At 73.9% G+C, this 12672-nt stretch carries 8 protein-coding genes; 5 read left to right on the forward strand and 3 right to left on the reverse strand.

Annotated elements, in window-relative coordinates; genetic code table 11:
• On the forward strand, window positions 1-1202 hold a 1202-nt coding region (locus ACWDRR_RS43010; protein ID WP_449777789.1), incomplete at its 5' end, for a hypothetical protein.
• A gap of 191 nt (window positions 1203-1393) precedes the next feature.
• Window positions 1394-2761: a mycothione reductase gene (locus ACWDRR_RS43015; RefSeq protein ID WP_449777790.1), complete on the forward strand. Its 1368-nt coding sequence runs from the start codon at window positions 1394-1396 to the stop codon at window positions 2759-2761.
• Between the two features lie 32 nt (window positions 2762-2793).
• On the opposite strand, the gene ACWDRR_RS43020 is transcribed toward ACWDRR_RS43015, so the two are convergent.
• Window positions 2794-3567 (reverse strand): response regulator, encoded by a 774-nt coding sequence (locus ACWDRR_RS43020; protein WP_449777791.1) that lies wholly within the window; start codon window positions 3565-3567, stop codon window positions 2794-2796.
• A 113-nt stretch (window positions 3568-3680) separates the two neighbouring features.
• Between ACWDRR_RS43020 and ACWDRR_RS43025 the strand changes: the two genes are divergently transcribed.
• The 3 genes from ACWDRR_RS43025 to ACWDRR_RS43035 all read left to right on the forward strand — a co-directional run bounded on the left by ACWDRR_RS43025 (window position 3681) and on the right by ACWDRR_RS43035 (window position 7733).
• Entirely contained in the window at window positions 3681-5288 is a 1608-nt protein-coding gene (locus ACWDRR_RS43025; RefSeq protein ID WP_449777792.1) for a sensor histidine kinase, read from the forward strand.
• Entirely contained in the window at window positions 5285-6484 is a 1200-nt protein-coding gene (locus ACWDRR_RS43030; protein ID WP_449777793.1) for a PP2C family protein-serine/threonine phosphatase, read from the forward strand. The genes ACWDRR_RS43025 and ACWDRR_RS43030 overlap by 4 nt, the downstream gene beginning before the upstream one ends.
• 250 nt (window positions 6485-6734) lie before the next feature.
• A complete protein-coding gene (locus ACWDRR_RS43035; protein WP_449777794.1) occupies window positions 6735-7733 on the forward strand; it encodes a hypothetical protein in 999 nt (332 codons plus the stop codon).
• A gap of 124 nt (window positions 7734-7857) precedes the next feature.
• On the opposite strand, the gene ACWDRR_RS43040 is transcribed toward ACWDRR_RS43035, so the two are convergent.
• On the reverse strand, window positions 7858-8835 hold the full coding sequence (locus tag ACWDRR_RS43040; protein ID WP_449777795.1) for a 2-hydroxyacid dehydrogenase: 978 nt from the start codon (window positions 8833-8835) through the stop codon (window positions 7858-7860).
• 345 nt (window positions 8836-9180) lie between these two features.
• Window positions 9181-11979: a M4 family metallopeptidase gene (locus ACWDRR_RS43045; RefSeq protein WP_449777796.1), complete on the reverse strand. Its 2799-nt coding sequence runs from the start codon at window positions 11977-11979 to the stop codon at window positions 9181-9183.
• Between the last annotated feature and the right edge of the window lie 693 nt (window positions 11980-12672).

Here is a 12672-nt window from a genome sequence, read left to right on the forward strand (position 1 = left end):
GCTCCTGGTACGCGGCCGGCACCGGCGCGGCCGCCGCCTACTCGATGGCCACCCACGACCGCGGCGGCGTCGTGGTCGCCCTCACCGCCGTCGTCCTCGTCGGCGTCCTGGTGCTGCGCTGGGCCCCCTGGCGGACGACCGCGGCGGGCCTGGGCGTGCTCGGAGCGGGTGTGCTCGGCTCCAAGCTGCTGGACCGGTGGCTCGAAGCGCAGTTCACGGCGGGGGCGAGCGACGTCGGCGGGTTCCTGTGGAAGGGCCTCACCGACCCCGACAAGACCCAGATGACGCTGACCAGGGTGGCCGGCCAGATCTGGTACTTCATCGTCTCCACCTGGGGCATCGGCGGCCTGGCCGTCGTCGTCTGCCTGTACGCGCTGTTCACCAGCCGCTTCCCGCGCCCGCACCGGATCGTCGGCGGCGTGATGGTGGCGCTGCTCGTCGGCACCGCGCTGGCCTCCGCCGCCGCGCTGCCGGACGACGGGCGGGTCGACGACTGGGTCTACGCCCGCTACCTCTCCTACCTCGTCCCGGCGGCCTTCGTCGTCGGCGTCGCCGTCCTCTGCCGCTCCGGCCGACGCGGCCTCGGCCGGGCGGCGGCCGCCACGGTCGGGCTCACCCTGCTCCTCGGCAAGCTGGTGGTCTGGTCCGCCGGCTCGGCGCTCACCACCAAGCTGTTCATCGGCTGGGCCCTGCCGGACGTCACCTTCCTGGCCGCCGACTGGATGCGGCTGAACGTCATGCGCTCGTCCGCCGCCGCGTTCGTCGTCCTGGGCGCGGTGGTGCTGCTCCTGGTCGCCGGCGGGCGCCGGGTGTTCTGGGCGGTCGGCCTCTCGCTCGCGCTGTTCGCCGGCTTCGCGACCGCCACCATCACCGAGCAGGTCGCCTACCCGCACGCCAACTACCGCAAGCCGCTGGCGACCGGCTTCACCAAGGCCTCCGGGATCAAGCCCACGGACAAGGTGGTGTTCGCCTGGGACGTGGACGGGGGCCTGCGCAACGCCCAGGCCTTCGAGGTCTACCAGGGCCGGGTCTGGTACCGGGACCCGCGCTGGCAGCCCGTCCCCGCCGAGGCGACCGCCCTGGTCACCCCGCCGGCCCCGGAGGGCAAGGCCTCCGACGGGTACTGGCCGGAGCACCCCGCCGAGTGGTACGTCGAGAAGGTCAACACGGCGCAGGGCTGGACGCTCTGGCGCAAGCGCTGACCGGACGGGGGCGTGCTCCCGGCCCACCGGCCCGTGGCGCACCGCCGACGCCGGGCGGCCGCCGGCGCGAGTGGCGGTGGGCGGGCCACTCACCCGAGTGGCCCGCCCACCGCCACTCGGGAGCGCACCGCCGCGGCGGAGCGGGCCCCGCGCTCCGGCATCGGCCCGGCTCGCGGGGGTAGCCTCCGAGCATGCGACACCACGATCTTGTCGTCCTGGGAGCCGGGTCCGGCAACGCGGTGATCGACGACCGCTTCGCCCACCTGGACGTCGCCGTCGTCGACCAGGGGCCGTTCGGCGGCACCTGCCTCAACCGGGGCTGCATCCCCAGCAAGATGCTCGCCCACACCGCGGACGTCGCGGACGGCGTGCGCGAAGCCGGCCGTTTCGACGTCGACGCCACCCTGGCAGGCCTGCGCTGGTCGGACGCCCGCGACCGCGTGTTCGGGCGCCTCGACCGGCAGGCGGCCGACGGCGAGCAGGGCAGGCGCGAGTCGGACTTCGTCACCGTCCACCGCGGCCGGGCGCGCTTCACGGGCGAGCGGACGCTGGTGGTGGAGGGGCCGCGGGGCGAGGTGCGCCTCGAGGCGGACCAGGTCGTGGTGGCGGTCGGCAGCCGTCCGGTGGTCCCGCCGATCGTGCGGGACAGCGGGCTGCCCTACGAGACCTCGGACACCGTGATGCGGCTCGGGACGCCCCCGCCGCACCTGGTGGTGCTCGGCGGCGGCTACATCGCCGCCGAACTCGCCCACGTCTTCCACGCCGCGGGCAGCCGGATCACGATCGTGGAGAAGCACGGGACCCTGCTCGCGCCGCAGGACGAGTCGGTGTCCCGGGCGTACACCCGCATCGCCCGCTCGCGGTTCGACGTGCGCACCGGCGTCGAACCGACCGGCCTGGAAGGAGAGCCGGGCCGGCTGCGCCTGCTGCTGGACGACGGCTCGGTGGTCGAGGCCGACACCCTGCTCGTGGCGGTGGGCCGCACCCCCAACAGCGACACCATCGACGCCGGCCGGGCCGGCATCGCCCTGCGGGAGGACGGCCGCATCGTGGTGGACGCCCACCAGCGCACCACCGCGCCGGGCGTGTTCGCCCTCGGGGACGTGTGCACGCCCTTCCCGCTCAAGCACGTGGCGAACCGGGAGGCGCGGGTGGTCGCGCACAACCTGCAGCACCCCGGCGACCCGACGGCCACCAGCCACGACGCCGTCCCCGCCGCGGTCTTCACCCGTCCGCAGATCGCCCAGGTGGGCCGGACCGAGCAGGAGTGCCGGGAGCAGGGCCTCGACTGCACGACCGCCGTCCGCCGGTACGCGGACGTCGCCTACGGCTGGGCGCTGGAGGACACCACCGGGTTCTGCAAGGTGATCGCCGACCGGGGCACCCGCCGTCTGCTGGGCGCCCACATCCTCGGCCCGCAGGCGGCCACCGTGATCCAGCCGGCGGTCGTCGCGATGAGCCTCGGGATCGACGTGCCCACCCTGGCCCGAGTCCCGTACTGGATCCACCCGGCCCCGACCGAGGTGCTGGCCAACGCCCTGCTCGATCTCGACCTCTGACGCCGCCGCGGCCGGCCCGGACGCGACCGGGCTCAGGTGCGGGGCGGACGGGTGGCGGTGTCGAGGTAGAAGGCGTCGATGCTCTGGACGGCGCGCTCGAACTCCTCCAGGTTGACAGGCTTGGTGACGTAGGCGTTGGCGTGGCTGCTGTAGGCGCCGTTGACGTCGTCGGGAGCGGACGACGTGGTGAGGACGACCACCGGGATGGTCCGCAGGCTCTCGTCGCTCTTCAGCACCTTCAGGAGGTCACGGCCGTTCATCCGGGGCATGTTGAGGTCGAGGACGATGAGGTCGGGGCGGACACTGCCGGGCGCGCGCAGGTGTTCCAGCGCGGCGAGGCCGTCGGTGACCTGAACCAGGTTGCGGGCCCCCCGCTCGGCCAGGGCCTCCTCGATGAGCATGGCATCGGCGATGTCGTCCTCGACGAGCAGGACGTCGACGGGGCGGGCGGGGGAGGTCATCATCGGGCGCTCCGCGGGTTGGTCGTGCGAGTGGTGGAAGATCCCCGGCCAGCGGCGGCGGGCACCTTGGCGGGTCATGCCGCAGGCGGAACCGAGTTGGGGATACCCGGCGCCGGCCCGGGCCGCGGCAGCGGCCGCCTGTTCCCGGAGGCGTTCGGTGGCGTGCTGGAGCTGGTCGAGCACGTGCAGCAGGCCCAGCGCCTGTGCCGGATCCCGCGCCGTCGACGGCGAAGGGTCTTCCAGCAGTTGACGGGTGAGGCGCCGTGCAAGGTTGGCGACCGCCGCCTCCGCGACCGCGGCCGTTTCCGGCGCGGTGGTGCGCAGTACGAAGTTCTTGCCAGGCATACGCGCACTTTAGGCCCCTGATCGACACCACGACAACAAGCATTGTCGAACGCCCTCTACAGTGTGCGCTGCGCCGCGTTGGACGCGGCTGTCACCGAGGAGGGGTGCGGACGATGACCGGCAACGACAGGCTCGCGCGGAGACGGCGATTCTCCTCGTGGACGACACGGCGATGGCTTCGTGTGGGCGCCGCCGTCTCCCTGGTGGTCCTCGCCCTGCTCGGTGTGACGGGAGCGTGGGTGCTCGCGCGGACGACGTCGATCAACGACGACCTGGTGGACACCAGATCGCCCGCCCTGAGCAGTTCGTTCCGCCTGGAATCCGCCCTGCTGAACCAGGAGACCGGCATCCGCGGCTACGGGCTCACCGGCAACCCGGAGTTCCTCAAGCCCTATCAGGAAGGGCTGGTCGAGCAGGAGACCCAGAGCACGCAGCTCGCGGCACTGCTCAAGGACGACACCGCCGCGCTCGGCGACCTGGCGGACATTCGCGCGGCGATCTCGACGTGGCAGGAGAGGATCGCCCGGCCGATCGCCGCCTCGGCGCCCGGCACGCCCTCGCCGCTGCTCACCGAGCGCGCCGCGGAGGGCAAGAGCGCCTTCGACGGGTTGCGGACGGCCCTGCTCGACCAGCAGGAGCGGCTGCGCGCGGAGCGCGCCGGGGCACGGCAGGACCTGGCCGCCGTGACGCGGCTGAGGAACTGGGTGTTCAGCGCGATCGCCGCGGTGATCGTGGCCCTCACGGTGCTGGCCTTCGAGGGGCTGCGCCGCGGCATCACCGCTCCGCTGGAGCAACTCGGGGCCGACGCCCGTGCCGTCGCCGGCGGCGACTTCGGCCACCCCATCACCGCCACCGGCCCCGCGGACCTGCGCCGACTGAGCACGGGGATCGACTCCATGCGCCGTCGCCTCGTACAGGAGCTGGCCTTCACCGAGGAGGCACGCCTGCGCCTGGACGAGCAGGCGGCGGACCTCCAGCGCTCCAACACCGAACTGGAGCAGTTCGCCTACGTGGCCTCGCACGACCTGCAGGAACCGCTGCGCAAGGTCTCCAGCTTCACCCAGTTGCTCCAGCGCCGCTACGGCGGGCAGCTCGACGCCCGGGCGGACCAGTACATCGAGTTCGCGGTCGACGGCGCGAACCGCATGCAGACCCTGATCAACGACCTGCTCGACTTCTCCCGCGTGGGCCGCGTCCACCAGACGTACCGCAGCGTCGACCTCGACGCGGTGGTGGATCAGACCGTCTCGGCCCTCAGCGTGGGCATCGAGGAGTCCCGCGCCTCCGTCACCCGCAGCGCGCTGCCGACGCTGGCGGCCGACCCCACCCAGATGGGCATGCTCTGGCAGAACCTGATCGGCAACGCCGTCAAGTTCCGCCGCCCCGGCGAGGAACCGCGGATCGACATCTCGGCCGAGCGCGAGGGCGAGCTGTGGCGGTTCGCGGTCACCGACAACGGCATCGGCATCGCACCGGAGTTCGCCGAGAAGGTCTTCGTGATCTTCCAGCGGCTCCACACCAAGGACGCCTACAGCGGGAGCGGCATCGGCCTGGCCATGTGCAAGAAGATCGTCGAGTTCCACGGCGGGACCATCTCCGTCGACCCGCAGTACACGCGGGGGACCCGTATCACCTTCACCCTCGCCGCCGAGGCCCCGGCGGGCGTGGACGCCCTCGCGGGGCCGGAGGCCGTCCGTGTCGACGCCGGGCGGGCACGATGACCACGACCTCGGTAGCCGCCCCCGGAGCAGTCCAGGACGAACCGCTCTACCGCATCCTCCTCATCGAGGACGACCGGGCGGACGCCCTGCTCGTGGAGGAACTCCTGCACGACACGGGGCTGCGCTTCGAGCTGACCACCCGCACCACCCTGGCCGAGGCGCGGACCGCGCTGGCCACGAGCCCCGTCGACTGCGTCCTCCTCGACCTGCACCTGCCCGACGTGTCCGGCACCGAAGCCGTCACCGCCGTCCGGGCCCTGGCCCCACACACCGCGGTGATCGTCCTGACCGGTCTCTCGGAAGCCCGGGCCGGTACCGAGGCGATGGCCGCCGGTGCGCAGGACTACCTCGTCAAGGGAAAGGTCGAGGCCGACCTGCTGCACCGCACGGTCCGTTACGCCGTCTACCGCTGCCAAACCGAACGCGCCAGCAGCGAGGCCCAGGCCACCCGCCTGCGCGCGGAGGAGAACGCCCGCCTGGAGCGGGGACTGCTGCCCCCGCCCATCCTCGACACCTCCACGGTCACGGTGACTGCCCGCTACCTCCCCGGTGCGGCGAGGGCTCTGCTCGGCGGGGACTTCCTCGACGTGGTGGAAGGCGACGACGGCCTCCTGCACGCCGTCGTCGGCGACGTCAGCGGGCACGGTCCCGACGCCGCCGCCCTCGGCGTCCTCCTGCGCATCGCCTGGCGCTCGCTCGTGCTCGGTGGCCACCGCGGCGGCGACCTGCTCCACCTGATGGAACGCATCCTCGTCGCCGAGCGCGGAAGCCCGTCGATGTTCGCCACCTGCACCCTCCTCACCCTCGACCAGAACGCGGCCACCGCCACCCTCCACCTCGCCGGCCACCACGAACCCCTCCTCACCACACCCGAGGGCACCGGCGAGGTGACCGCCGCCCACGGCATCGCTCTGGGCATAGTCCCCGAGCTGCGCAGCTGGCCTCCCACGGTCATCCCGCTTCCGGCCAGGGCAGCCCTGACCATGTACACCGACGGCCTCACCGAGGGGCACAACGGCGCGACGGGTGAGCGGCTCGGCGTCGAAGGACTGCTCACTCTGATCGGGAACCTGCCGCGGACGGACCCCGCCGCCCACGTCGACCTCCTCATCAAGGAGACCCACGTCCTGAACGCCGGCCGACACACCGACGATGTCGCCGTACTACGCCTCGACTGGGACGGCGGACAGGCGTAGACCCTCGCCGATGGGCGATCGGCGAGCCGAGACGGCCTCGGGAGGCGGGCGGAGAAACGGGACCGCCGCGGGGAACTCCACCGTGCCGCAGCGGCTCGGTGCGCGGGTCGCCCGAATGATCGCCCGGAGTGGCACTTGGCGTAATGGGGCACAGGCTTGGATCGGGCAGATCCGTTCAGACGGTGCGGTCGTCGACCGCAGCCGCCCTCCCGGCGTGCCGCCGGCCCGTTCCCCTACCCAGGAGATCCTGATGACTCACTCCCCGGCCATCCCCCTGCCGGTCTCGGAGGCGGGTGCCGTGTCCGGCCCCGACCTCGCGCCCGTCCCCCGACGGGTGGCCCCGCCGCCTCCCGTCCCGCTCGGCGGTGACCTCGCGGCGGCGATGATGAGCGCCGCGGCGAGCCGGCCGGTGGAGGAGGTCGCCGACCTGCTCTGCCACCTGAACCCCGCCCACACGCCGACCCTGGCCCCGGTCCTCCACCAGGCGGTCGCGTCCCGGCCGGTCGAGGACCTGGTCCGCCTTCTGGTCCTCCTGCGTCCCCGCGACCGCGCCGGCGCCGACCGGATCCTGCGCGCCGCCGTCCTCACCAGACCCACGGGCGACGTCGCCCACCTCACCGCCCTCCTGGCGATCGAGGCCGACAGCGGCATCCACGCGGCCCTCCACACGGCCGCGTCGCTGCGCCCGGTGGCCGATGTCGCCCATCTCGCCCAGCTCCTCCGACCCGCTCCGGCCGCCGACCGGCCGACCGGATCCCCGGCACGGAGTGACGACACGGAGCCTTCGCCCGACTCCGCCCCCTGCCCGCCGACGCGGGTGCTGTCGCGGGCACGGCCCCGCGAGCAACGCCCGCCGCTACGGTGGCCGGCCGCCGCGGCCCTCCTGGCGACCGGCGCACTCCACCTGCCGCTCGTGGTCGCCCACTGGGGCCAGAGCCCGGCCGTCTCCGTGGTCACCGCCCTCGCCGCCTTATGCCTGTTCCTCGGCGCGGCCCTCGCCCTCCGCGGCGCGCCGTGGGCCTGGATCGCGGGTGCCGCGACGGCGGCGACCGCGCTCACCGGCGACCTGCTGTCCGGCAGCCTCGCTCCCGTGCAGTTGGTGAGTGAAGTCGCCCAGTGGCACAGCCGGTTCGGGCCTGCCGCGCTCGCCTGCGAGGTCGCCGTGCTCGCTCTGACGGCCGCCCACGCGGCCACCCGCCTGCGTCGCCGTACGGGTGTCCGCGCCGGCCGGGCGGCCGTTCGCACCTGACACCACGTCGGACCGCGGGAGCACCCGTCCTCCTGCCGTTGCCGCCTCCCCGGTGGCGGCAACGGCAGGAGGACCGTGCCGCCGAGCAGTCGGGCGAGCGCCCGTGCGCTACCGGGACACCTGCCTAGCCGGCCGTCACCGCGTACGGGGGCTCGTCCCCGCGGGCCACGGAGAGCAGGTTCTCCGCCGCCATGTCGGCCATCCGCCGGATCGCCTGGGTGCTCAGGTAGGCGCAGTGCGGCGTGACGAGCAGTCGCTCCGGCACGAACTCCAGCAGCCCGTACGGGTCTTCGGCCGGGTCGGGGGTCGGCTCGGTGTAGTAGCCGTCGATCGAGGCGCCGGCGATCCGGCCCTCGGCCAGCGCGGTGCGCAGTGCCGCCGGGTCGACCAGGGCGGCGCGGGCCGTGTTGATCAGGAATCCGTCGGGGCCGAGCGCGGTCAGCTGGTCGGCACCGATCAACCCGTCGTTGACCCCGGGGAGGTGGGGGAAGTGCAGCGTCACCACGTCGGCGGCCTCGAACAGCTCGTCCAGCGAGGAGACCGCCGTGTAGGGCAGTTCGTCCAACTCCGGGCGGTGGGTGCGGTTCCAGTGCAGCACCTCCATCCCGAACGCGGCGTGCGCCATCCGGGCCACCTCCCGGCCGATGTGTCCCATGCCGGCCACCCCGAGCCGGGCGCCGACCAGTGACGGGGTCGCGTCCTCGCTCCACACCCCGGCCTGCACGCCCGCCACGCGGCGGGTCACGCCGCGGACCAGGTCGAGCATGTGGGCGATGGTGAACTCCGCGACGGCCACCGCGTTGGCGTGCGGGGTGTAGCTGAACCGGGTCGGGGAGTCGCCCTCCGGCAGCTCGATGAAGGAGCCGTAGCCGGTGCCCATGAAGCAGACCACCGCGAGGTCCGGCAACTGCTCCCAGGCGCGCCTGGACATCACCTCCGATCCGCCCAGCACGTAGCCCCAGGCGCCGTGCAGGGCCTGGACCACCTTGTCCTCGTCCAGGTCACCCGGGATCGATTCGACGGTGAAGCCGCCGGCCTCCAACGTCCGCACCACCTGCTCCGGGAAGGTCGCCCCCGTCACAACCACCCTGCGACTCGTCATGCCTGGCTCCTCGGCTCGCTGCTCTTCCGGCACGGCCCGCCCCCGGCGGTGCCGCGTGCACCCCAGCCTAGGGGTCCTGCGCCGGATCCTTCCGTCCCCTCGGTGATCTCGTCTGTTGTCACCCCGCGCCCGTGCTCCGCCCCAAGGTGACGGGAAATCTTGCGGTCCCGGCCCCCTGAACTGACGGCTTCTCACCGGCCGACGCCGAAGAATCTCCTGCGTCCGGTCCCAGGCCTTCCGCCGCGCGGTACCGAGCGGGGTGCGCCGGCACGGTCGCGGAGCGTCGTCCGCCCCGCTGCCGGCGGGTACCGGCAGGGGGGCGGACGAACGAGCGGGCCGGACGGGTCAGCAGGCCTTGGCCGGCTGGTTGCGGGCCACCAGGTCGTTGCGGCCGGCGGTGGCGTCCAGCCAGACCACCCGGGCGCCCTGGTCGGCGGCGGGGTGGAACTGGGTGCCCCGGTTGCAGGAGACCCGCACGGGGGTGCCGCCGGTGACCGGCAGCTGGTACAGCTTGGGAAGCGCGGCGTTCGACCAACCACCGCTCGGCTTGGCGCCGCGGTGCTGGAAGGTCACGGCCTGGTCGGTGGCGGTGAACTCCAGGCCCGCCGGGGTGTACGGCGAACTGCCGGGCAGCAGGTCGCTCACGCCGGAGCCGTCGAGGGCGCCGGACCGGATGGTGTCCCCGCCGGAGGTGGGATCGGCCGCGCTCTGCAGCCAGAGCAGCCGGCCGCCCGCGAGCGTCGGGGAGGTGAGGACGGGCGGGTTGGTGCCGGTGGGAGTGCTCACCGTGTACTGCGCGCCGACCCGGCCGGTGGCGATCGAGTAGACCGTCGGCGCCTGGACGGTCGCCGCCCCGTCCGTCCACGTCTCGATCCAGCCGAGCAGGCCGTCCTTGAGGGTGAGGGACTCGTTGGCGAACGGCGAGATGGTGTGGCCCTCGGGCAGCGGGAGCTCCACCGGCGGGGCTCCGTCGCGGGAGAGCAGGACCGTACCGCTGTTGCTCTCGCCGTCGCGCACCACGAAGGCGATGTCTCCGCCGGAGATCCGCACGCTGACCGGCGACTTGGTCGCCGATTGGAACAGGCTGCGGATCGGGCCGCCGGACAGTGACCGGGTCAGCACCTCCGTCCCCCAGGCGCCGGTGGCGTCGGGCCCGATCGCCAGCCAGACGGCGGACGTGCCGTCGGTGGCGGCCCACCCGTGCATGCGGTCGTCCTCCGGGCTGAGCCGGGTGGGGGCGCCGGGGGCGGTGGTGGATCCGGTGTACAGGATGAACCCGCCCTGGCCGTTCGGGTTGGTGTTGCCCATCACCCAGTGGCCCCCGCCCGCGGCGGGCCCGGTCGGGGCGGTGGCCCCGCGCAGCAGCGGGCGACTGTCCGTGTCGAGCCGGCTCTGCCAACCGGCCCGGATCCCGTGGGCGTCGAACGCGGCTGCCACGGACCGGAGTTCGGACCGGCTGAGGTCGAGGGAGCGGCCGGCGGCGAGGACGGCGTTGCGGCCGTCGACGAAGTCGTCCAGCGGTGTGAGGTACTCGGCGAGCGCGCGGTAGACCAGCCGGTCGGCGGCGAGCGGGTCGAGGGTGCGCCGGATGTCCCACAGCGCGCCGCCGAAGATGGTGGAGTTGAGGTGCACGCCGCCGTTGTCGAGCTCCAGCCCGGCGCCGAGGTAGTCGTTCACGGTGGTGCGGCGGTCGTCCAGCCGGCGGTTCGCGCACTCCTCGGGGGTGCCGGTGCGGCACAGGCTCTCGCCGAGCAGGGCGGCCTTCGGGTCGGTCATCGCGATGCCGCGGGCGGTCACCTCGATGGCGTTGCCGAAGTAGTCGGCCAACGCCTCGTTCATCGCACCGGACTGCCCGGCGTAGTTCAGGTCGGCGGTGTGCTGGATGACGCCGTGGGTCATCTCGTGACCGGCCACGTCGAGGGCCACGGCGAACTGGCGGTACTTGGCGTCGCCGTTGCCGTAGACCATCTTCCGCCCGTCCCAGGAGGCGTTCGGGAAGGGGGCGCCGCCGTTGCTCACGTTCACCACGGAGGTGATCGGGCTGCCCTTGCCGTCCAGGCCGTCCCGGCCGAGCCGGTTGCGGTAGAAGTCGTACACGGTACCGGCGTTGAGGTGCGCGTCGGTGGCGCCGCTGGTGCCGGTGGCGGCCGGGAAGTCCGGACCGGGGGACGTGACCGGGAGGAGGTCGGCGGGCAGCCCGCCGAACTCCCGGTAGTCCCGCCCGGTCCCGTCGTACGTGGAGACGCTGGTGGTCCGGCTGAGGTCGACGAGCTGGTAACTCCCGTCCGGCTGGCGGGCGATGTTCACCGGCACGGTACGGCCGAGCAGGTCCGGGGCGGTCCCGGTGGCAGGCTCGGCGGTGGATCCCGAGGCCGCGGGGGCGGCCGCGGCACGAGCCGCACCGGTACCCGCACCGGAACCCTCGGCCTGGTACGGGCTCGGGGCGTCGTGGGCGAGGGCGACCACGCCGCGCGTGGCGTCCACGTAGACCTCGCGGACCAGCGGGCCCCCGCTCGCCGGGTCGGTGGCGCGCACGGTGAAGTGCTGGGCCAGCCGCCCGCCGCCGCCCGACAGGACGACCAGGCCGTGGTCCTCGGCGGTGGCGCCGGACCGGGCACGCGGGTCCGTGAGCGAGTCGAGCGCCAGCCTGCGCAGCGTCGCGGCCGGTACGGCGGCGGTGGTCGGCGCGGTCAGCCCGGTGAAGTACTTGCCGCCGACCGACTCCACCCGCTGGCCGGCGCCCGCGCCGACGAGGCGGACCAGGTACTGCCCGCCGAGCACCGGTATGCCGCCGTGGACCTGCTGGAACCTGACGGTGTGCCGGCCCTCGGCCGTGCGCTCGACCGCGAGCTCGGTCAGCTGCCCCGGGTCGACCCGGTACCGGTCGGGGTGGGCCGCGAGATGGGCCCGGGCCGCCTCGCCCGGACCGCCGGGAGCCGCCTCGGCCAGCCCGGTCACCAACTGCGGGGCGGCGGTGCCCTCCCCGGCCACCAGGCCGGGGACGGGATCGGGATCGGCACTCGGGCCCGGCGGCCCGGGCGGCGCGGCCAGGGCGGGGGAGGCGGACAGGGTGAGCGCCAGCGCCAGGCTCAGGGCGGCGCCCGCGCCGAGCGCCCTGGCGGTGGGACGGGAACGATGGTGCACGGCGGTCCTCCATGGAATCGGCAGCGGCGGCAGCGCCGCGGGGGCGGCGATGTGACGAGGAGTCACCCGATGCTTGATCGTGGCCGCCCGGCCCGTCCAGGCCGTCGGGCGAAAGGGCAGCGGGGAGCCGCAACCCCTGCACACCGACGCAGCGGCCCGGTGTCCGAACGGGCACGAACCGCCCCCGGCCTCGGAAACCGCCCTCCCCGGTGAACCACCCCCGGCCCCACCCCGTAGGGGCCCGCCCGCCGACGGACGCCCCGCCCTGGCGATCGCGGACATCGACCTCGACTCGCAGGACGAGGACATCGCCACGCCCGCCCGTGGCGCCGCACCGCCCGGGCCGGGCTCCACGACGAGCGCATCCCGGTCGGCGACACCCGCAGCGACACCCGCACGGCGTTCTGACGGAGCGTGCTGTCTCCGGGCCCTCCCACCGACGTCGCTCACGCCTGCGGCAGGACGGCTCCACCGAGCACACCAGCCGTGACGGGGGACGGGAAATTCTTCGGTTCCCACTGCCCAGAATGACGGTCCCTCACCGGCCCACGCCGAAGAATTTCCGGTCTACGGCTCGCGGTTCCCATGCGGTGCCGGATGGGGCTTCGCCGGAGTGCCGCCGGTTCCTCATACGGGTGTCCTCGTCCACCGGCGGGGACCTCGACCGGCTGACCCAGCGCGAGCGCGAGGTGC

This window comes from Kitasatospora sp. NPDC003701 (assembly GCF_053587085.1).

Excerpts from the sequence above, each read along its gene's own strand:
- ACWDRR_RS43040 (WP_449777795.1), bottom strand. The coding sequence starts at position 8,835 with ATGACGAGTCGCAGGGTGGTTGTGACGGGGGCGACCTTCCCGGAGCAG.
- ACWDRR_RS43035 (WP_449777794.1), top strand. The coding sequence starts at position 6,735 with ATGACTCACTCCCCGGCCATCCCCCTGCCGGTCTCGGAGGCGGGTGCC.
- ACWDRR_RS43025 (WP_449777792.1), top strand. The coding sequence starts at position 3,681 with ATGACCGGCAACGACAGGCTCGCGCGGAGACGGCGATTCTCCTCGTGG.
- ACWDRR_RS43020 (WP_449777791.1), bottom strand. The coding sequence starts at position 3,567 with ATGCCTGGCAAGAACTTCGTACTGCGCACCACCGCGCCGGAAACGGCC.
- ACWDRR_RS43030 (WP_449777793.1), top strand. The coding sequence starts at position 5,285 with ATGACCACGACCTCGGTAGCCGCCCCCGGAGCAGTCCAGGACGAACCG.
- ACWDRR_RS43015 (WP_449777790.1), top strand. The coding sequence starts at position 1,394 with ATGCGACACCACGATCTTGTCGTCCTGGGAGCCGGGTCCGGCAACGCG.